Source organism: Microtetraspora glauca (assembly GCF_040656155.1).
GTDB lineage: Bacteria > Actinomycetota > Actinomycetes > Streptosporangiales > Streptosporangiaceae > Microtetraspora > Microtetraspora glauca.
The window spans coordinates 129,751-150,069 of the sequence record NZ_JBFALK010000015.1; the positions used below are offsets into that span (position 1 = coordinate 129,751).

Below are 20,319 nucleotides of genomic sequence, written 5' to 3' on the forward strand. Positions count from 1 at the left end.
AAGTCGGTGCCGTCGGGCTCGCGCCCGACCGAAGCATCGGCAGCCGCGACTTCAGTATCGTCCCGTCGCCCGCCGGAGGCGATACCGCCGATCGCACCGTACGCTCGCGGGAGTATGGACGCTTCCCCCACGGCGCCGGCGGCCCGGCGCGGCCTCCGGGACTGGTTCGTGGACACGGGCCTGTTCCTGCTCGCGGTCCTGTACGGCGTCGTGATGTCCGGCATGCGGCTGGACTCTCCACCGTTGCCCGTGCCGTTGTGGCTGTTCAACGTCGACCAGCTCACCGGCGTGCTGGGATGCGCGGCGTTGTGGCTGCGCCGCCGCCGTCCGGTGGAGCTCGCCGTGGCGCTGGTCGTCCTGTCGACGTTCTCCGAACTGGTCGCGGGCGCGATGCTGGTGGCACTGTTCACGGTCGCGGTGCACCGGCCGCCGCGCACCACGACGGCCGTCTTCGGGCTGAGCCTGCTCGCCGCGCTCGGCTACGTGGTGCTCAGGCCGGAACCCGACACGTCGCGCATGCTGCCGTGGCTGCTCGGCGTCACGATCCAGGGAGCGGCGGTCGGGTGGGGCCTGTTCGTCCACCACAGGCGGCGGCTCACCGCGTCGCTGCGCGACCGCGCCGCCCGCGCGGAGACCGAGGCGCGACTGCGGGCGGAGCAGGCGCAGCACCTCGCCCGCGAGGCGATCGCCCGGGAGATCCACGACGTGCTCGGCCACCGGTTGTCGCTGCTGAGCGTGCACGCGGGCGCGCTGGAGTTCCATCCCGACGCGCCGGCCGAGGACATCGCCCGCGCTGCCAAGGTGATCAGAGAGAGCGCCCACCAGGCGTTGCAGGATCTGCGCGAGGTCATCGGCGTCCTGCGCGCCCCGGTGGGGGAGTTGCCGCAGCCCGCCTTCGCCGACATCAGGGAACTCGCCGCGGAGTCGGGCCGGGCCGGCATGCGGGTGGACCTGTGCGAGGAACTCGCTTCGGCCGTCCCCGACTCCACGGGTCGCACCGCGTACCGGATCGTGCAGGAGGCGCTGACCAACGCGCGCAAGCACGCCCCAGGAGCCGAGGTGCGCGTACGCCTGGCGGGGGCGCCGGGGGAGGGGGTGACCGTCGAGGTGCGCAACGCCGTACCCGGCCTCGCCGACGCCCCCGCCGCTCCCCGGTCCCTGACCGACGCGCTGCCAGGCTCCCAGCCCGGCTCCCAGCCCGGCTCCCTGCCCGGCGCGGGATCGGTGCCGGGCGCGCGATCCGGCCAGGGGCTGGTCGGGCTGGCCGAACGCGTCGCCCTGGCCGGCGGGCGGCTGGAGCACGGCCCCACCGGCGCGGGTGACTGGCGGTTGTCGGCCTGGCTACCGTGGACGCCATGACCGCATCCGACCCCCGGCCCGTCGACGTACTGATCGCGGACGACGACCCACTGGTGCGCTCCGGCCTGACGATGATGCTGGGCGGCGCCCCCGACATCCGCGTGGTCGCCGAGGCGGGTGACGGCGCCGAGGTGCTGTCGCTGGTCGACCGGCACACCCCCGACGTGGTGTTGATGGACATCCGGATGCCCCTGATGGACGGGCTGGCCGCCACCGAGGCCCTGCGTGCCCGGCGCGCCGCGCCGGAGGTCATCGTGCTGACCACCTTCGACGCCGACGAGCACGTCCTGCGCGCGCTTCGGGCCGGAGCCGCCGGGTTCCTCCTCAAGGACACTCCGCCGGCCGAGATCGTGGCCGCGGTGCGCCAGGTGGCGCGGGGCCATCCGGTCCTGTCCCCGGCGGTCACCCGGCGCCTCATCGCGCGGGTCGCGGAATCCGATCACGACCGGCGGCGCGCTCGGGCCAGAGACCGCCTGGCGCTGCTGAACCACCGCGAGCGCGAGGTGGCCGTCGCGGTCGGCCAGGGCAGGTCGAACGCCGATATAGGCGCCGTGCTGTACCTCAGCGTCCCGACGGTGAAGACCCACGTCTCCGGCATCCTCACCAAGCTCGACCTGAACAACCGCGTCCAGATCGCCCTGCTGGTCAACGACGCGGGGCTGCTGGACGACGCCGGATGACGGGCCGCTTCCCGCCGCTCATCGGCTGATCGCCTCCTCGCCGCTCTCCCCGTGTACGGCGACGGCCGACCGGCGGGCGGCTGCGCCGTACAGGAGGGTGACGACCACGATGATGAGCGGGAACACGGTGGCGACGGTGAGGCCGGTGCGCAGCCCGGAGCCGCCGTCGTCCGGCAGCACCTCCGCGATCCGCCGCAACACGGTCTCCCCGGTGCCCGCGGCGTCGGCTGCGGCCCCGGCGATCCACGGGCCGACGGCGCCTCCGGCGTCGCCGAATACGGCGAGCATGCCGAACATGGCCGCGCCTCCGAGGGGGAATCGAGCCGAGGCGAGGCTGAAGGTCCCCGGCCACAGGAGGCTGACGGCGAGTCCGCACACCGCGCAGCCGATCAGGCTGATGATCGGGTCACCCGACAGGCACACGACGAGATAGCAGGCGGTCGCCAGCGCTCCGCAGAAGATCATGGCCGGGACCAGCGGGATGCGCTCGCCCCAGAGGCCGTAGACGATACGGCCGATGCCCATGAGGACGGCGAACAGGCACGGCCCGGCCAGGTCGCCCCACACCTTTGAAACGCCCAGCCCTTCTTCCGCGAACAGCGACGACCACTGCGACATGGTCAGCTCGGCCGCGCCCGCGGCGAGCATCAGCACGATCGCCGCGACGAAGGCGGGCGCGCTCAGCAACGCCTTCAGGGACGTACGGTGCTCGTCGGGCACGGTCGCGGGAAGCGGGACCTTCATGAAGGCCACCACGTTGACCAGCGGCACGACGGCCCAGACGAGCGGCAGGATCTGCCAGGCGTCCTGCCCGATCCCGGCCAGCAGGAGCGTGCTGCCCGCCACCACGGCGACCTGGCCCCAGCAGTAGAAGGAGTGCAGCAGGCTCATCTGCGCCGCCTTGCCCTCCGCCGGGCTGGGCAGGGCGTCCACCACGGGGCTGACGAGCACCTCGAGCAGGCCGCCACCGACCGCGTAGACGACGACCGCCAGGCACAGTCCCAGGTACGGGGAGGGGACGACCGCCGGGGCCACCGCCAGCGACACCAGTCCCACGGCGGACAGGGCGTGGGCGAGCACCAGCGGTACGCGGTAGCCGATCCGGTCGGCGTACCTGACCGCCACGATGTCGGTGACGAGCTGGGTCGCGAAGTTCAGCAGCACCAGGCGGCCGAGCATCTCCAGCGGGACCTGGTAGCCGGTCTGGAAGACGATGAACAACAGCGGGGCGAGGTTGTTGACGATGGCCTGGGTGAACGAGCCGGTGTAGCAGGCGCGGCGGGTGTGCTCGAAGGTCGTCATCGGGGGGACGTGCCTCTTCCTCGGACTGTGGGCCGGTGATCAGGCCAATCTCCCACATGCCCGGCTGACCGGACGTCCTGCGGTTGATCACAGAGGTCCGAGCGATGCTCCCCTCGGGCTCCTGATCCTCGACCGATCTCGCGGAGCCCGTTTCCCGATGGTGCGCTCTACAGTTCGACATCCCGTACGACGTCGAGATCGACGAAGCGCGGCGGGGAGTCGCACAACTCCTCCATCCGGTGCGCGAACTCGCTCGTCGCCGGAAGCGTGTTGTTCCGCATCGCCTCCTCATACGAGGGGAACTCGACGATCGACACGTAGTGCTCGGGCCGCTGGTGATCGCGTGCCAGCACCGTGTGCGTGGCCGTGCGCTCGCCCGCCGTCCGGGCGCACCACTCATCCAGGAGACTCTCCACCTCAGGCGCGTGGGAGGTCTCGTACTCGATGACCTGGACGAACCCCATCGGAGCACCTCCTTCTGGCTGGTCTCAGCTTGAGTCGACCGCCGCCGAATGCCCTGTTCAACCCGAATCCGGGCAAATCTCCGGAGAGATCTCGGTCCCGGGATTCCGGACAGCGGAACGCCCCCGGCGGTCTGCCGGGGGCGTTCTCGAAGTCACACCGATCAGGCGGTGTAGACGGGGTAGCCGAAGCCCGTCACCTGGCTCATCGGCCGGGTACGGATCTCGACCTTGCCGTTGCCGGTGTTGCCTTCGACGGTCTTGATCGTCCCGTCGCCGTTGTCCTTGATGACGAAGCCGACGTGGTCGATGCCGTAGATGTCCTTGCCGCCGTTCCAGTCGAAGAACACGACCGCGCCGGGCTTGGCGGTGGCGCCCCAGCGGTGGTTGTCCTGGAACCACTTGGCGTGCTGGACGGTGTAGGCGTCCCAGCCGAGGACCGGCCGCAGGCCCGCCTGATCGCCGACCCAGGAGACGAACATGTCGCACCAGGGGGCGTTGGCGTAGGCGCCGGTGCTGCCGCCGTCACGGGCGACGGTCTCCTTGGCGCGGGGCGAGTTGATGTACCAGTCGTGGAACTTCGTGCCGCCGCCGGAGGCGTTCTCGCTGACGCCGACCTGGCTCTGCGCGATCTGCAGCAGCCGCGTGGCGCTCACCTTGGGCAGCGACGCGGCCTCCTTCAGGAGGGGGCTCATGGGAGCGGACGCGCTGGCGTGGACGGTGTCGGCGTGGGCGGCCGCCAGGGTCGCGGGCACGGCAGCGGTGGCCAGGACGCCGGTGATCAGGGCCGCACGCAGGTAAGTCTTGGGGGCTCGCATTACGGGGGTCTACTCCCTTGCTTCCATGCCGCCTACCGGGTTAGCTGACGGGTTCGGGCGTGGAAGTCGCCCTACGGCACTGATGCCGATTCACCCCAGAAAGGTGGTGGGTCCCCGGCTCCGCGCGAACGCGGACTCGGCGGTCGACGGTCGGTTCCAGTGATGGATGACCGTGTCATCGGTTATGGGGCAGGCACACCTTGCAGAGGTCAGGTATGCGCCGTGTTCCCAAAACGGTAATAGACCGCTTCAAATCGGTCAAGTGAGGACAAACAGGGTCATACCTCTGTAATGATCGGTCAAGAGTGGGGGTGCGGTACCACCATGGCGCCCGGTGATCGCTCGAACGGCGTGGTTTCGCCTGCCGCCAGGGGGATCCTGGCACCGTCGGCGCCCGCGCGAAGCCGACCGGTGTGACACGCCGCCGACCCCGGAAAGATTTACGTACGGATCTTCGCGATCACGCGGACGAGCCTGATTTCACGGGTCCGCGCCGCGACGTCCCCGGTGACGGGACGCTCGCGATCGATGCCGCCATGACCCTGACGAGAACCAGGCAATCGGCAGGCAACGGCTGCCCCTCGACCTGGACGTCCAGCCGGCCGCTCGGCAGGTCACGCGTGCGCCGAAACCACCCGGCCCGTGGCCCGTTTCTGCCGTATTCCGGTGGCGCCCCCGGTAGGCCAAGAAGATCCAGGATGCACCGACCCGGGCGGCCGAGTCTGTCGGATTGCCGTCCTGGTCTCAGGGGACCAGAACGACCTTGCCGAGGTTGCGGCGCGACTCGATGATCTCGTGGGCGCGCGCTGCTTCGGCGAGCGGGATTTCAGCGAATACGCGGGGCCGCAGTGTGCGGTTGCGGTGGAGTTCCCAGAGCTCGTCAAGCCAGCGCGCGTACACCTCGGGCTTGCCCCGGGCGATGGCCGCCATCTGGAAGCCGATGACCGAGGCGCTCCGGACAAGCAGCTCGTACGCGTCGATTGTGCCGCCGCCCGAACTGAAGGCGACCAGACGGCCGCCGGGGGCCAGGGCGCGCACCGCGGGGCTGAGGAGTTCTCCGCCGACCCCATCGATGACGATGTCGACCGGATCGCCCCAGGACTCGTCCCCGTAGAGCACGACCTCGTCGGCGCCGAGGGCGCGAACGAACTCCGTCTTGTCCGCACTGCTGACGGCCGCGACCACACGGGAGGCCCCGCCCGCCTTCGCATACTGCAGGGCGAGGGTGCCGACCGCACTGGCCGCTGCGGTGACCAGGACGGCGTCGCCGGGGTGGGGGCGGCCGGCCTCGTAGGCGCCGCGTGCCACCAGGCCGCTGCGGACCAGGGCCACGGCGTCGACGCCGGTCGCCCATTCGGGAATCGCGGAGGCCATCGCGTGGTGGATGAGGGCCAGTTCGGCATAGGCATGGGAGAAGGAGAGGCCGGTGACGCGGTCGCCCACGGCGAACCCGGTGACGCCTTCACCGACGGCGGCGACGGTGCCTGCCACCTCTCCGCCGAGCGGGACGGGCTTGGCGCCCTCGCGCACCTTCCGTACGGCCGGCAGCGTGACACCGACCGCTTCGGCACGGACGAGCAGCTCACCCGGGCCGGGCTCTGGAACAGGGGCCTCCTCGATGAACAGAACCGCGGGGCCGCCGCTGACCTCATAGCGGACACGACGCATGGACACCTCCGGATGTGACGTCAGCTCGAAGAATCATTGGAATTCCCAATGGACGTTCAACATAGGGGGTAAGTCATTGGGATGTCCAATGATTTTGGGATAGTTTGCTGCCATGACTCCCACCGAACGCCCGCGCGCCCTGGCGCACATCCAGTCCCTGCCGAGCTGGCTGGCCGGCCAGGTCGCGGCGCGCGGCCGGAGCCTGGTCGCCGAGGCGATCGCCGAGGAAGGGCTGAAGCTGCCGCATCACGCCGTGCTCGCGGCAGTGTCCGAGTACGGCCCGGTCGCCCAGGCGGATGTGGTGCGCCGCTTGGGCTTCGACGCGAAGGACGTGGTCCTCCTGCTCAACGACCTGGAGGAAGCCGGGCTGGCGGTACGGGACCCCGATCCGCAGGACCGCCGCAAGAACGCGGTGACGGTGACACCGGCGGGCGCGCGGACCCTGAAACGGTGCGCGGAGCTGGCGGAGCGGGCCAACGCCGCACTCCTGGCGCCGCTCAGTGCGGCGGAAGGCCAACAGCTGGTGGAGCTGTTGGCCCGGGTGTACGAGGGGTAGCGCCGCTCTACGCGTCTTATCGGCTGCCGGGAGCCGCTTCCGTCGTGACGCTGAAGGAAGGCGGCCATCCGCTCCATTGAGGGCTCGAAGCCAGGTGAGGAGAACCCGTACGGCGTGATATCTCGGTTTACTCGCGGGCCGGCGCTCACCCTGACGCGGCGTCGCCGCCGAGAGGACTGGCGCGGGACGCCGCCGAGAGGACTGGCGCGGGACGCCGCCGTACGTTTCCACCGCCTTGACGTTCTCGCCCGGGAACGGTGACAGCCGGGCGCCGGTTCAGCTGAGCGCGTGTCCGGTGGTGGCGTCGACGTGGCCGGGGATCTCGTCATGCCGGTCGCCGACACTCAGCGTTCTGGTCGGCTCGAACAACAGGATCGAGGCACCGCGGGCTGAGCATGGCCGGTGCTCGACTCCGCGCGGGACAACGAAGACCGATCCCTGGGGGAGTTCGACGACACGTTCCGGCTGGTCGTTGCCGGACTCTCCGTCGCGCAGGGCGATGCTCAGCTCTCCCTCGATGACCAGGAAGAACTCGTCGGTGTCGTCGTGGGCGTGCCAGACGTGTTCACCGGCCACCTTGGCGATCCGCACGTCGTAGTCGTTCACTCGGGTCACGATCCGCGGACTCCACAGCTGGTCGAAACCGGCCAGCGCGGCGTGCAGGTCGATGGGCGTTTTCGTCATGTGCCGATCCTTACGGTGGGGGATAGCTGCCGAAAGTGCTAGGAATCGCATATGTCGCAAGAATCCGCGCAGCGGCCGGCCGACGCCTCCATGCGGGTCGTCATGATCGTCGAAGAGGGCTCGAACCCGTTCGAGATGGGAGTGGCCACCGAGCTGTTCGGGCTGCGCCGCCCAGAGCTCGGACTGCCGTGGTACGACTTCACGCTGTGCGCGGCGACCCCGGCCGTCCGCATGCACAACGGCTTCTTCACGATGTCGCGGGTCGCGGGTCTGGACGCGGTGGACCGCGCGGGCACTGTGATCGTGCCCAACCGTCCGGACCCTCAGGTGCCACCGGACCCCGCCGTGCTGGAGGCCATCCGCGGTGCCGCCGCGCGCGGCGCCCGCCTGATGAGCTTCTGCACCGGCACGTTCACGCTGGCCGCGGCCGGTGTGCTGGACGGGCGCCGCGCCACCACGCACTGGCGCTGGGCGGAGGAGTTCACCAGCCGCTACCCCGATGTACGGCTGGATCCGGGAGTGCTGTTCGTCGACGACGGCGACATCCTCACCGCGGCCGGCAGCGCGGCGGCCCTGGACCTCGGACTGCACCTGATCCGCCGCGATCACGGCGCCGATGTGGCGAACGCGGTCAGCCGCCGGCTGGTGTTCGCCGCCCACCGCGACGGCGGCCAGCGGCAGTTCATCGAACGACCTGTGCCGGCCGTACCGGACGCGTCCCTCGCACCCGTGCTCGCCTGGGCGCAGGGGCGGCTGGACCGGCCGCTGACCGTCGCGGAGCTGGCGGCCCGCGCCGCAGTGAGCCCGGCCACCCTCCACCGGCGCTTCCGGGCAGAACTCGGCACCACGCCCCTGGCCTGGCTCACCGCCGAACGCGTCACCCTCGCCTGCCGGCTGATCGAGCGCGGCGAACTCCGGATGGAGGCGGTGGCCCGGGCCAGCGGTCTCGGCACGGCCGCCAACCTGCGCGCCCAGATGCGGCGGCGGACCGGTCTCAGCCCCAGTGCCTACCGGCGGCGCTTCGGCCCCGCCGCCACGGTGGGCGGCCCACGGTGTCCGACGACCTGATCGCCCGCCTGTCCCCGCTCCAGCACGACCACAATCAGCAGGAGCAGGGCATCGGCCTGCGGGGAGCGGACGTGCAGGAAATGCACGTTGGCGTTGTCGATCGTGGTGGTGAACTGCGGAAGCGATTGAGATGCGCCTCCTGTGCCCGCCAGTCGTAGGTGGTGCGCCAGTATTCGGTCACCTCTCTGAGGTAGGCCGCCGGCACTCCCTGGGACCAATCGCCGACCGGACGTCGGGCCACCTGGTCGCGGCGAGACGAGCGGCCAAGTCGTCCACTTCCTGCTGGGGAACGTCCAGGATGAAGGGCCGGATCTCTCGCTCGCCGTGTCCGTTCATTCGGCAGCCTCCTGCTTCGTTGACATCGGCGGCCACACCGCGGTGATCAATATCCCTGAGCTGTCGTGGCGACCCATCGACCACCCGAGCGACGTAGTCGCGGTCGGTTCCGATCCCAACCAGGCCCGCGCCGGCTCGCCGAACTGGCCCACGCTGCCACGCGTGACGAAACGCCGTGACGGAACCCGGCCCCGACGAAGCGCTCATGATCGAATGCAAATCTTCTCTACGACATCAACCGGCGCTCTCCCCTTCGGCGGCGGGGCGCTTCGTCGTCCCAGGTTGCCGAGAATTCGAAGTCGAGATCACGAGCGATATCTCAGCCCCGGGCCCTTGCGCTATCGCAGGTAAGCGGCGTATCCGTTGATTTCCTCATTGCTACCGGACCCCTATGGGGACCCCGTCGTCCCATTCATTTAGGTCAGCGCATGCCATAAGGGACGAGATTTCACACCCGCCTCAAATCGCCGTTTTCATCCCTTGCCGCCCAATTTACCCAGTGAGATGATCGCTCCGACGGAAGGTGATCCAACTGATTCTTTCGGCCCGGCCGATTCAGCCAGAAAGGAAGCAATCCAGTGCAGCGCTCATTGGCTCGTCTCCGAGACGAACTCCTGTCGGTGGTTCTCCCGAAATCCAACGCCGCCGCCGTGACGTGCCGTACCGGCAACAGGTGGTGCAGCTACTGTTCGTCCACCTATTCCAAGCTGTTGGTCAACACCATCTGTACGAACGACTCCGGACAGTCCTCCGTCATCACGACCGACTACGGCTGCGGCAGCTGCTGACGTGGACCGGCCCGGTGTTCTCCGGGTGATCTGACCACCGGAGCGTCCGGCATCGCGGTGCCGACAGGGACCGCGATGCCGGCGTCCGGAAATCCCCTCCACTCCGTCGAGCGAATCGGGGCTCATCCGTGATCGCGTTACAGATCTGTCTGCTGTTGCTGACGCTGCTCAACCTGGCGTTCACCCTGGGGATCGCACGGAAGATCGGGCGGGGCGCGGGAGTGCCGCCCGTTTCCGTCGAGCTTCCCCCGCTGAGCTCACCACCGGGAAGCTCCGTAGGCGACTTCTCGGCCACCAGCACGCAGGGGACGACCGTCAGCCGTGACACCCTCGAACTCGGCACGGTTTTCGCCTTCCTCTCGCCGACCTGCGAACCCTGCCGGGAGGCCATGCCGGCTTTCCTCTCCTACGCGGCCGCGAACAAGGGGAGCGTCGTGTCCGTACTCTCCGGCGACTACGATCCAGAGGTCAGGGCCACGCTGGAGTCCCTGGGGCCGGTTCTCGTCGAAGTGCCGAACGGGCCGGTGGCGAAGGCGTTCGGTGTCATCGGCGTCCCCGTGTTCGTCACCGTGGGAGTGGGGACCGTGCTGGCCACCAGTTCGGAGATCGGCCCGCAGTCACGGCTCACCATTCCCGCGTGATCTCCTGCCGTGGAATTCGCTCACCTGATTCTTGTCTCGTCGGTGTTCTGCCTGGCTTTCGTCCTTGGTGTGGTGCGCCGGAGGTTCGGTGTCGTCCAGGTTCACGGGGTGAGCATGCATCCGCATCTGACCACGGGTGACCGGGTCATCGTCGCTCGGCGTCCGGCGGCCTGTGCGCGCGGGGACGTCGTGGTGATCAGGCATCCCGATCTGCCGGGGCAGGCCATCAAGCGGGTCGCGGCGGTGGCGGGCGACCGGTTGCCGGGCGGGCGGGTGGTGCCGCCGGACCACCTGTTCGTCCTCGGCGACAATCTGCCGTCCAGTCTGGACTCGCGTCATTTCGGGTTCGTCCCGATGGATCGCGTGGCGGGGCGCATGGTGCGGCGGCTGGCAGGGTCTATCCCGCCCGTCGTAGGTGAGGACCGAAATGGCTGAGGTGTTCAGCGGGACCCTGCTGGTGGCCGTTTTCCTGACCTCGGGCGTCGGGAAGGTGATCAATTACTCGTCGTTCGAGGAATCCGTCCGGCAAATGCGGTTGCTGCCCGCCGGGGCCGTACCGGTGGCCGCGGTCCTGATAATCACCGCCGAACTGGTCACCGTACTGTCGATAATGGCCGGCCTGGTGAAAAGCCCGGGGATCCTCATGGTCGGCTTCGCCCTTGCCGCCGTGCTCTGCGTGGTGTTCGGCCTGGCGATCGCCACCGTGATCCGCCGGGGCAACGCCGTTTCCTGCAACTGCTTCGGCCGTCAGGCGTCGCCGTTCTCCGCCCGGCACATCGTACGCAACACCCTCCTCGCGGCAGCGGCCGTCGTCGGCATGCTCGGTGCCGGTGCCGGTGCCGGTGCGGACTCCTGGACCACGGAAACGGGGATCACCGTCGTGGCGGGATTGTTCCTGTCGCTTCTGGTCATTCTCCTGGACGACCTGGTTGATCTCTTCGCCTGAATTCCCTCCGAGAACCTGAGCAAAGGACGCGACGACCCGTGCTGAAATCACTGCGAGACGGTGTCCGCATGACCGGCAAGGCGTTCACCCTGGCCTGGCAGGCGCGGCCGCGGCTCGTCATCCTGGCGGTGGTCATCGCGGTGACCACCGCCGCGGTCCCCGTCACCGTCGCCTGGCTGACCAAGTTCATTCTCGACGCCATCGTGCTGGGCCTCCCGACCAGCACGCTGCTCGTTCTCGCGAGCCTGCTCGCCGCGCTGGGGCTGGTCGCCAAAGCGGTGGCGGAAGGCGCCCGCTACTGCCAGGCAGAGCTGGACCGGTCGATCGCCCTGCAGGCGCAGAGCCGGCTGTACGGTGCACTCAACCGCCTGCCGGGGCTCGCGCGTCTCGAGGACCCCGCCTTCCTCAACCAGCTGCGGCTGGCACAGACGATGGGCGGTCGCACTCCAGGCCAGATCCTCTCCGGCTTCCTGTCCATCTCCACGGCCACGCTGGGCATTCTGGGCTTCGTCGGTTCCCTGTTCTCGCTCAGCCCGATCATGGCGTCGGTGATCCTGGTCAGCGTGGCACCGGCCCTGCTGGCGGAGATCGCGCTCTCCCGGCGCCGCGTCTCCATGCACCTGCGGCTGGGCCCGCGCGAACGACGGGAGATCTTCTACGCGCAGCTGATGACCGACGCCCAGGCCGCGAAAGAGGTCCGGCTGTACGGCATCGGCTCCTTCCTGCACACCCGGATGGTCGCCGAGCGGCAGGCGGCCAACGCCGAGAACAGGGCGCTGGACAGGCGTGACCTCACCACCCAGTTGGCGCTCGGCGGGCTGTCGGCGCTGATCGCGGGAGCCGGCCTGGTCTGGACGATCATCCGCGCCCACCACGGCGCCCTGCTGATCGGCGACATCTCGATGTTCATCGCCGCCGTGGCCGGCCTGCAGGGCCAGCTCGCCGGTCTTGTCGGCGAAGTGGCGCGAACCCACGGGCAGATCTCCCTGTTCAAGAGCTTCCTGGCCGTCGAAGGCGCCGAACCCGACCTCGCCGTGGCGGCCCGTCCCGCACCGGTTCCCCCGCTGTCCCAGGGCATCCGGCTCCAGGACGTCTGGTTCCGCTACAGCGAGGAGCATCCCTGGATTCTCCGCGGCGCCTGCCTGGACATTCCGGCCGGGACGTCGATGGGGCTCGTGGGCCTCAACGGCGCGGGAAAGACCACGATTGTGAAGCTCCTGACCCGCATGTACGACCCGACCTCCGGGCGTATCACCTGGGACGGAACCGACCTGCGCGACGTCGATCCGGGCGAGCTGAGGGCCAGGATCGGTGCCGTCTTCCAGGACTTCATGGCGTACGACCTGTCGGCTCGGGAGAACATCGCCGTCGGCCGACTGGACCTCATGGGCGACACGCCCGCCATCGAAGCCGCCGCCCGCGAGGCGGGGATCGACGAGAAGCTCCGCTCCCTGCCCCGCGGCTACGAAACCCTGCTGACCCGGCTGTTCATCGACGAGGACAACGAGGACGGCGACGCCACCGGGGTCTTCCTCTCCGGCGGCCAGTGGCAGCGGATGGCGCTCGCCCGCGCGATGCTCCGCCGCGAAAGCGACCTGCTGATCCTGGACGAGCCCAGCTCCGGCCTGGACGCGGAGGCGGAACACGAGGTCCACACCCGCATCGCGGCCCTGCGCAGCGGCCGGACCAGCGTGCTCGTCTCCCACCGGCTCGGCGCCATCCGCCATGCCGACACCCTCGCCGTCCTGCAAGATGGCGCGTTCGCCGAGGTCGGCGGCCACGACGAACTCATCGCCAGAAACGGCCTGTACGCCCGGCTGTTCCAACTCCAGGCATCCGGCTACCGCGACCCGATCGACACCACAACGACCATCTGACTTACCCGGAAACCGGCCTGGGGGCAGGCGGGCTCGCTACCGCGGGTGGCCGAAGGGCCCGAGCACGTCATCATCCACGACCATCGACCCTCCCGCACGACGCCGGTGATGAACGTGGTCACGACCTTGTGGACGGCTTCAGCCTCCGGCGGGGTGCCTTTCCTGTCGGCTCACAGGGGGTCCCAGTAGCAACGGAACAGAATCCAACGAACCTGTCTCTGACCTAGGCATATTCGAACTTGAGGGACTCCTGACGATCTTTGCTACTACGGTTCGCACTGGTTTCGGTGCGGTCGTGGCGGTTGTGGGCGTTGGCGGTTCAGTTCTTCTCCGATGAGCAGATGGAGCGGCTGCGGTCGTATCCGGAGGGGCTCGGCCAGGCGGTGAGGACGTGACAGACCGGCCCGCCATGCGTTCGGCCGCGGCACGGCTGCGGGCGGCGGGTACTGCGATTTCAGTAGGCCAAGTGCCAGCAACCGCATGACGACGGGACAGGCCGGCGGCCGACAGCCTGGCGAGGTACCTCTCTCAATACCTGGAGACCTCCGTCCCGTGGCTACTTTCCTTTATCGACTCGGCCGTATGGCCTTCCGGCGACGCTGGTACGTCACCATCGTCTGGCTGGCGATCTTCGGCGCTGTCGCGTTCGCCTCGACCACCGCCGGCGATCCTCCACCCGATACCGGCTCCATGCCGGGCATCGAGGCGCAGAACGCCTATGACCTGATGGGGCAGCGCTTCCCGGGCGCCTCTGACGGCGCCGACCGGGCCACCGCCAAGATCGTCTTCGTCGCTCCCGATGGACAGAAGATCACCGACACCGCCAACCGGGCGGTGATCGAGAAGCTGGTCGCCGAGGCGCCGGCGGGCAGCAGCCAGGTTGCCGGTGCGGTGAGCCCGTTCCGGGCGGGCACGGTCAGCGAGGACGCCTCCACGGCGTACGCGAGCATCACCTACAAGGTGCCGTCCAAAGAACTCACCGACGACACCAAGACCCACCTGCGGCAGGCCGTCGACGAAGCCCGGAACGCGGGCCTGACAGTGGACGCCGCCGGGTCCGTGCTGGCCTCCTCCCCGGCAGCGGGCGGCCTCAGCGAGGTGGTAGGCATCGTGATCGCCGCCCTGGTGCTGCTGGTCACGTTCGGGTCGATGGTGGCCGCCGGGCTGCCACTGCTGACCGCCGTGCTCGGGGTCGGCATCAGCATGGTGGCGATCATGGCCCTCGGCTCCACTCTCGGGTTGTCGACGACGAGCAGCAGCCTGTCGTCCATGCTGGGACTGGCGGTCGGCATCGACTACGCCCTGTTCGTGGTCTCCCGCTACCGCGAGGAGCGAGGCCGAGGGCACATGCCCAGGCAGGCGGCCGGCCTGGCCGTGGGCACCGCCGGCTCGGCCGTGGTCTTCGCCGGGCTCACCGTCGTCATCGCCCTGGCCGGGCTGTCGGTGGTCGGCGTCCCGACGCTGACCAAGATGGGGCTGAGCGCCGCCGGGACTGTCCTGGTCGCGGTGCTCATCGCGCTTACCCTGGTGCCGGCGCTGCTCGGCTTCTTCCCCAACGCCGTCCTGTCCCGCCGGGCACGCAAGAGCGTGACCAACCGCACGACCGGCCACGCGACCGGCCACGCTGCCGGTGACCTGCCTGGCAACGCGGCGACCGGCAACGCGGGGACCCGCTGGGCCCGGTTCGTGCTGCGCCGCCCGGTGGCCGTGCTCGTCGCCTCCCTCATCGGCCTGGGCGCGCTGGCCATCCCGATGCTGGACCTGCAACTGGGCATGCCAGGCGATGAGACCAAATCCACTGAGACCACCGAGCGCCGCGCCTATGACGAACTGGCCGATGGCTTCGGCCCCGGCTTCAACGGCCCGCTGACCATCGTCGTGGACGCCGGCAACGCCGGCGAGCCCGAGACGGCGGTGCAGACCATCGCCGGCAAGATCGGCGCCACCGAGGGGATCGTGTCGGTCTCCGAAGCCCATTTCAATCTGGCCGGCGACACCGCGATGTTCACCGCCACCCCGTCCACCGCCCCCACCAGCCAGCAGACCATGGACCTGGTCGACCTCATCCGCGAGCAGCGGCCGGCGACCGAGGCCGGGACGGGAGCGACGTTCATGGTCACCGGCACCACGGCCGTCAACATCGACGTCGCGCAGAAGATGCAGGGCGCGCTGGTCCCGTATCTGGCCGTCGTGCTCGGTCTGGCCTTCCTGCTGCTGATGGTGGTCTTCCGTTCGCTGCTGGTGCCGCTCAAGGCCGCCTTCGGCTTCCTGCTGTCGGTTCTCGCCTCACTCGGCACGGTCGTCGCGGTCTTCCAATGGGGCTGGGGCGCCGGCTTGATCGGCCTGCAGCAGACCGGCCCGATCATCAGCATGATGCCGATCATGGTGGTGGGCATCACTTTCGGCCTGGCCATGGACTATGAGGTGTTCCTGGTCTCGCGGATGCGGGAGGCATATGTCCACGGGGACGAGCCTCGCCAGGCGGTGGTCACCGGGTTCCGGCACAGCGCCCGGGTCGTCGTGGCGGCCGCGCTCATCATGATGGCGGTGTTCTCCGGCTTCGTCGGCGCCGGACTGTCCATGATCAAGATGATCGGTTTCAGCCTGGCCGTCGCCGTGCTGTTCGACGCCATCGTGGTCCGGATGGCCTTCGTCCCCGCCGTACTGGCCCTGCTCGGCGAGCGGGCCTGGTGGCTGCCCGGCTGGCTGGAACGGCTGCTGCCACGCGTCGATGTGGAGGGCGCCGCCCTGGCGTCCGAGCCGGCCGACCCGGTCGCGGCCTCGACGACGGGCCGGGAGCCGGTGCGCCGCTGACCGGCCACCGCCCCCGGCGGGCCCGTCCGCACACTCCGCGGACGGGCTCCGTTTGGCATCGAAGCCCCAGGTCACCGACCATGGGCACACAGCAACCGACCGGAGCACGCGATGACCCTCAACTGGCGTCAGTACGCCACAGACCACCCCCACGTCGTCGAGGCGACGCTCGTCGCGCTGCTGTGCGTCGCCTCCGGTCCGCTCTCCCTCTACGCCAGCCGCCCCTACGCCCACGGCCTGGACTGGGCCTCGGCCATCCCGCTGGCCGTCGCCGCCTGTCTGGCCCTGTTGTGGCGCCGCAGCCATCCCCGGACCGTGGTCGTGGTCACCGCGGTGTGCGCGGCCGCCGCCGCAGGCGTCGGCTACCTGCTCACCCCGCTGCTGCTCGCCCCGGTCATGGCCGCGCTCTACGAACTGGCCGTACGACTCCCTCGCCGGGCCACCCTCGGCTACTGCCTGGCCGCCACCGCGATGATCGTCCCGACGGCGCTGTTCGGTGACCGGTTCGACCACCCCTGGCCGCTGACCACCATCAATCCCATCTTCTGCCTCATCCTGCCGGTCGTCGCGGGCTCCGTGACCCGCCTGCGGCACGCCTACCTGCAGGCCGTCCAGACCCGCGCCGAGCACGCCGAACGCACCCGCGAGGAAGAGGCCCGCCACCGCGTCGCCGAGGAACGCATGCGCATCGCCCGCGAACTGCACGACGTGGTCGCCCACCACCTGGCCCTGGCCAACGCCCAGGCCGGCACCGCCACCTACCTGGCCCGCACCAGTCCCGGCCAGGCTCAGCACCTGCTCACCGACCTGGCCGCCACCACCTCCTCGGCGCTGCGCGAACTGAAGGCCACCGTCGGCCTGCTGCGCCAGGCCGACGACACCGACTCCCCGCTGGAACCCGCCCCCGGCCTGCGCCACCTGCCGGACCTGACCGCCACGCTCGCCACCGCGGGCCTCGATGTCGACGTCACCATCGAGGGCGAACAGCAGCCGCTGTCGCCGGGCGTGGACCTGACCGCCTACCGGATCGTGCAGGAGGCGCTCACCAACGTCACCCGGCACGCCGCCACCCGCGCCGCCCGCATCCGGCTGTCCTACGGCAGCGACCGGCTGACCATCATGATCACCAACAACGCGGCCCCGACGCCGCCCCCCTCCGCGCAGGGCCACGGCTTCGGCCTCATCGGCATGCGCGAACGCGCCCACGCTGCGGGCGGCCACTTCGAGGCGGGACCCCGGCCGGAAGGCGGTTTCACCGTCACCGCCGATCTCCCCATCCTGCACTGACCCGGGACGACCCTTGTGACCATCCGCATCCTGCTCACCGACGACCAGACCCTGTTGCGCGCGACTTTCCGCATGCTCATCGACGCCAACCCCGACATGGAGGTGGTCGGCGAAGCGGTCGACGGCGCCCAAGCCGTGGCGCTGGCCAGGACCCATCGCCCCGACATAGTCCTGATGGACATCCGCATGCCCCACGTCGACGGCCTGGCCGCCACCACCACGATCTGCGCCGACCCGGACCTGGCCGCCACCCGGGTGCTGATCCTCACCACCTTCGAGACCGACGAATATGTCGCCCAGGCCCTACGCGCGGGAGCCAGTGGCTTCCTGGGCAAGGACGTCTCGGCCGAGGCGCTCCTGGACGGCATCCGCACCGTCGCCGCCGGCGACGCGCTGCTTTCCCCCACGGCCACCCGCTCCCTCATCACCCGCTTCCTCGCCGCCCCCGGGCCGGGGACGGCCACCGCGCCTGATGAGCGGCTGGCCGCGCTCACCCCACGGGAATGTGAGGTGATGGCCCTGGCCGCCGAAGGCCGGTCCAACGACGAGATCGCCGAGTTCCTGGTCCTCAGCACGCTCACCGTCCGCACCCACATCCAGCGCGCCATGACCAAACTTCACGCCCGCGACCGTGCCCAACTCGTCGTCATCGCCTACCAGACCGGCCTGGTGCGCCCGCCACCACACTCTGCCCCCTGACCGCCCCCACTCGCAGAGGCCGCGTGGTGACGTGTCCCGCTGTATCGACCGCGACAAGATCTCTACCCGCCTCAAAGCCCGGCCCGAGTTCGAAAAGGCCCTCGCCGCCGCCCGGCAGATCAAGGATCAGCGTGGGAACGAGCGTGTCGATGTCGGCATCCGCCGCGATGCGGCCCAGTTCCGTTCGGTGGCGAGGTAGGAGCCGATCATGGCCGCGGCTTCCGTCCAGGACCGGGACACCGGTGGGCCTGACCGGACCCGGCCCCACTATCCCGAAGCCATGGTGGACCGGATCGTCGCCGGCAACCCGGACCGGACGTCCTCGACGTCGGAGCCGGTACCGGCATCGACGCCCGGCGTGGCAGTGGCGCGGCTCGGTGAAGGACAATGCCGCAGAGGTGCCGCGCGAGCACGCGGCACGGGCTGAATCCCTGGCCCTCAGGCCGGAGCGCACGTCGAGAGTCCGGTCACCGCGGCCGACGATGGCCGGACTCGGGCGACTCAGCGCTTGCGCACCTCGTCCAGGATCAGTTGCAGCATCGCGGAGGACGCCTTCTGGTTGCCCTCGAGGCGGTCGAGCCGGACATCCATGGCGTCGAAACGCCGGTCGACGCCGTCGAAGCGCTCGTCCACGGACTTGAACCGCTCATCGACCGCGTCGAAGCGCTGTACGGTCTCCCGGCGGAAGTCTGTCATCTCGCGCCAGATGCCGCTGACCGCGAGGTTCGCGGCGTCCGCCGTGTATTGCGCGCGCACCACCGCGTCCTCGACGGCGGCCACCCGCTCTTCCAGACTCTTCATGGGTCGTCTCCATGGGGGATGGGGATTGGGAGGATGTCCTCCCGGCTGGAGCACCATATCGTGCACGCTGCGTCACAGCAAAACCGCGAAGCGTTACCGCCATCCGTCCTTGTCCACGCCGCCGGGGACCGGCCCCGAGGGGGCGTAGGGCTCCCGCGTGAAGATGAACGTGTTGAGATCCAGATGCACGCCCTCGGGCGAGTGGACGACCCGCAGGGCCTCTCCCGCGTAGTAACCGTCGAGGCCGAGCCAGGTGCCGTCCGGCTGGGCGACGAACCGGGAGGCACGGCCCTGTCCACCGGCCGGGGTGAGCGAGAGCCCCCGCTCGGGCAGCACCCGCAGGAGGTAGGCGCTCGGGCCCCAGTACCACGGGCCGGTGAGCGCGAGCAGGTCCTCGTCCGCCGAGCCGGGAACCCACTCGGCGGGCAGCGGCGGCTCGTGCGCGGCGAGGATGTCCAGCAGGTCCTTGGCAAGCGACGCCCGCACCCCGGAGGTCGTGTTGGCCATGAACAGGACGCCCACGTCATCGGCCGGATCCGCCCACACGGTGGCCAGGAAGCCGGGCATCGACCCGCCGTGCCCGGCCAGGCGGCGGCCGTTGTGCCTGGCGAGCTGGATTCCCAGGCCGTATCCGCCGAGCCAGGCGTCTCCGTCGTCCACGGTCGCGGGCTCGCGCATCTCGGCGAGGGTCGCCGGGCGCAGTACGTCCCCCGTGTGGCCGCCGACGAAGGCCGCCCACCGGGCGAGATCCGCCGGGGTGGACCAGAACTGCCCCGCCGCGGCCATGGCGCCGTGGTCGTGCTCCGGCTCGGGCAGCAGCACGTCGGCCCACGGGTGCACCGCGTACCCGGAGGCGTGCGGAGCGCGCGGACGCGGCGTGGTGTCGCGCATGCCGAGCGGTTCGAGCACCTCCTCGCGCACGACCCGCGTCCAGGGCATGGCGCGCTTGCGGGCGAGCAGCTCGCCGAGCAGGCCGAAGCCGAGGTTGGAGTAGTGGTAACGGCGGCCGGGACGATGCCGGGTGATCTCCGGGCCGAGACCCGCGATCAACTCGTCGGCCGGGGCTCCGGGGGTGCGCTCCCACCAGGCCCCGGGCGGCTCCGCGGTCAGCCCGGCCGTGTGGGAGAGCAACTGAGCGATCGTCACGTCACCCGCGGGGGTGCCGGGCACATGCTTGGCGAGCGGGTCGAGGAGGTCGAGCACTCCCTCGTCGCGCAATCGCATGACGGCGACCGCGACCATGCTCTTGGTGATCGAACCGATGCGGTACTGCGTGGCAGGAGTGGGCGGCTCCCCGTCGACCCTTCCCCGGAAACCGAACCAGGCGACCTCGCCCCTCCGGACCAGTGCGGCGGCCAGTGACGGCACTCGTGACTCCGCCTGCTCGACCGCGAGCCTGTGCAGCAGCGCGCGAGCGGTACGTTCCTCGACCTTCGACATGGGACCAAGGCTAGCGGCGAGATCCGACTGACCCGGGCGGCATCGGCGGGAAACCGGCGTCTCGCCGTCGCCGTCCTCTGCCGTCCGCTGTCGT

General features: G+C 69.9%; 19 protein-coding genes, 1 pseudogene and 1 riboswitch. Of the genes and pseudogenes, 12 read left to right on the top strand and 8 right to left on the bottom strand.

The features are described 5' to 3' along the window. Nucleotides 1-114 precede the first annotated feature (114 nt). Together AB0I59_RS26410 and AB0I59_RS26415 are read left to right on the top strand one after the other, a co-directional pair. A complete protein-coding gene (locus AB0I59_RS26410) occupies nt 115-1,359 on the top strand; it encodes a sensor histidine kinase (RefSeq protein WP_358137001.1) in 1,245 nt (414 codons plus the stop codon). Beyond that, nucleotides 1,356-2,039 (top strand): response regulator transcription factor, encoded by a 684-nt coding sequence (locus AB0I59_RS26415; RefSeq protein ID WP_061254791.1) that lies wholly within the window; start codon nt 1,356-1,358, stop codon nt 2,037-2,039. The genes AB0I59_RS26410 and AB0I59_RS26415 overlap by 4 nt, the downstream gene beginning before the upstream one ends. Nucleotides 2,040-2,057: 18 nt before the next feature. On the opposite strand, the gene AB0I59_RS26420 is transcribed toward AB0I59_RS26415, so the two are convergent. The 4 genes from AB0I59_RS26420 to AB0I59_RS26435 all read right to left on the bottom strand — a co-directional run bounded on the left by AB0I59_RS26420 (nt 2,058) and on the right by AB0I59_RS26435 (nt 6,288). Then, nucleotides 2,058-3,341: an MFS transporter gene (locus AB0I59_RS26420; RefSeq protein ID WP_061254499.1), complete on the bottom strand. Its 1,284-nt coding sequence runs from the start codon at nt 3,339-3,341 to the stop codon at nt 2,058-2,060. Nucleotides 3,342-3,508: 167 nt separating this feature from the next. Then, the gene (locus tag AB0I59_RS26425) at nt 3,509-3,805 is read right to left on the bottom strand and encodes a hypothetical protein (protein ID WP_061254501.1); all 297 of its coding nucleotides are present in this window, start codon (nt 3,803-3,805) and stop codon (nt 3,509-3,511) included. Nucleotides 3,806-3,966: 161 nt separating this feature from the next. Continuing rightward, nucleotides 3,967-4,620: a CHAP domain-containing protein gene (locus AB0I59_RS26430; protein ID WP_358137004.1), complete on the bottom strand. Its 654-nt coding sequence runs from the start codon at nt 4,618-4,620 to the stop codon at nt 3,967-3,969. 14 nt (nt 4,621-4,634) lie between these two features. After that, a riboswitch (cyclic di-AMP (ydaO/yuaA leader) is annotated at nt 4,635-4,772 on the bottom strand. A 592-nt stretch (nt 4,773-5,364) separates the two neighbouring features. Continuing rightward, nucleotides 5,365-6,288 (bottom strand): quinone oxidoreductase family protein, encoded by a 924-nt coding sequence (locus AB0I59_RS26435; protein WP_358137230.1) that lies wholly within the window; start codon nt 6,286-6,288, stop codon nt 5,365-5,367. A gap of 112 nt (nt 6,289-6,400) precedes the next feature. On the opposite strand from AB0I59_RS26435, the gene AB0I59_RS26440 reads away from it, so the two are divergent. Continuing rightward, a complete protein-coding gene (locus AB0I59_RS26440; protein WP_061254507.1) occupies nt 6,401-6,844 on the top strand; it encodes a MarR family winged helix-turn-helix transcriptional regulator in 444 nt (147 codons plus the stop codon). Nucleotides 6,845-7,120: 276 nt separating this feature from the next. Here the strand turns inward: AB0I59_RS26440 and AB0I59_RS26445 are convergent, their stop codons facing one another. Further along, nucleotides 7,121-7,528 carry a cupin domain-containing protein gene (locus AB0I59_RS26445; protein ID WP_358137007.1) on the bottom strand — a complete coding sequence of 136 codons (408 nt, stop codon included), beginning with the start codon at nt 7,526-7,528 and terminating at the stop codon, nt 7,121-7,123. A 51-nt stretch (nt 7,529-7,579) separates the two neighbouring features. Here AB0I59_RS26445 and AB0I59_RS26450 point away from each other — a divergent pair, with 51 nt between their 5' ends. Then, entirely contained in the window at nt 7,580-8,596 is a 1,017-nt protein-coding gene (locus AB0I59_RS26450) for a helix-turn-helix domain-containing protein (protein ID WP_358137010.1), read from the top strand. Here the strand turns inward: AB0I59_RS26450 and AB0I59_RS26455 are convergent. Then, nucleotides 8,536-8,837 (bottom strand): annotated as a pseudogene (locus tag AB0I59_RS26455) (epoxide hydrolase N-terminal domain-containing protein). The gene AB0I59_RS26450 and the pseudogene AB0I59_RS26455 sit on opposite strands and share 61 nt — an antisense overlap. Before the next feature lie 1,011 nt (nt 8,838-9,848). On the opposite strand from AB0I59_RS26455, the gene AB0I59_RS26460 reads away from it, so the two are divergent. The 8 genes from AB0I59_RS26460 to AB0I59_RS26495 all read left to right on the top strand — a co-directional run bounded on the left by AB0I59_RS26460 (nt 9,849) and on the right by AB0I59_RS26495 (nt 18,411). After that, complete coding sequence (locus AB0I59_RS26460; protein ID WP_358137013.1) at nt 9,849-10,361, top strand: TlpA disulfide reductase family protein; 513 nt, start codon at nt 9,849-9,851, stop codon at nt 10,359-10,361. 42 nt (nt 10,362-10,403) lie between these two features. Further along, nucleotides 10,404-10,796, top strand: coding sequence for a S26 family signal peptidase (locus AB0I59_RS26465; RefSeq protein ID WP_358137233.1), 393 nt, complete (start codon nt 10,404-10,406; stop codon nt 10,794-10,796). After that, nucleotides 10,789-11,307: a MauE/DoxX family redox-associated membrane protein gene (locus AB0I59_RS26470; RefSeq protein ID WP_358137016.1), complete on the top strand. Its 519-nt coding sequence runs from the start codon at nt 10,789-10,791 to the stop codon at nt 11,305-11,307. The genes AB0I59_RS26465 and AB0I59_RS26470 overlap by 8 nt, the downstream gene beginning before the upstream one ends. Nucleotides 11,308-11,375: 68 nt before the next feature. Next, entirely contained in the window at nt 11,376-13,184 is a 1,809-nt protein-coding gene (locus tag AB0I59_RS26475; RefSeq protein WP_358137019.1) for an ABC transporter ATP-binding protein, read from the top strand. 582 nt (nt 13,185-13,766) lie between these two features. Beyond that, entirely contained in the window at nt 13,767-15,998 is a 2,232-nt protein-coding gene (locus AB0I59_RS26480; RefSeq protein WP_358137021.1) for an MMPL family transporter, read from the top strand. 111 nt (nt 15,999-16,109) lie between these two features. Further along, nucleotides 16,110-17,285: a sensor histidine kinase gene (locus tag AB0I59_RS26485; RefSeq protein ID WP_358137023.1), complete on the top strand. Its 1,176-nt coding sequence runs from the start codon at nt 16,110-16,112 to the stop codon at nt 17,283-17,285. Between the two features lie 15 nt (nt 17,286-17,300). Next, complete coding sequence (locus tag AB0I59_RS26490; RefSeq protein ID WP_358137026.1) at nt 17,301-17,984, top strand: response regulator transcription factor; 684 nt, start codon at nt 17,301-17,303, stop codon at nt 17,982-17,984. 208 nt (nt 17,985-18,192) lie between these two features. Continuing rightward, nucleotides 18,193-18,411, top strand: coding sequence for a hypothetical protein (locus AB0I59_RS26495; RefSeq protein ID WP_358137029.1), 219 nt, complete (start codon nt 18,193-18,195; stop codon nt 18,409-18,411). A gap of 74 nt (nt 18,412-18,485) precedes the next feature. Here AB0I59_RS26495 and AB0I59_RS26500 read toward each other — a convergent pair whose 3' ends face one another. Together AB0I59_RS26500 and AB0I59_RS26505 are read right to left on the bottom strand one after the other, a co-directional pair. Next, nucleotides 18,486-18,785, bottom strand: coding sequence for a hypothetical protein (locus AB0I59_RS26500; RefSeq protein WP_061254520.1), 300 nt, complete (start codon nt 18,783-18,785; stop codon nt 18,486-18,488). 93 nt (nt 18,786-18,878) lie between these two features. Continuing rightward, nucleotides 18,879-20,225, bottom strand: a complete 1,347-nt coding sequence (locus AB0I59_RS26505) for a serine hydrolase domain-containing protein (RefSeq protein ID WP_358137032.1) — start codon at nt 20,223-20,225, stop codon at nt 18,879-18,881. Between the last annotated feature and the right edge of the window lie 94 nt (nt 20,226-20,319).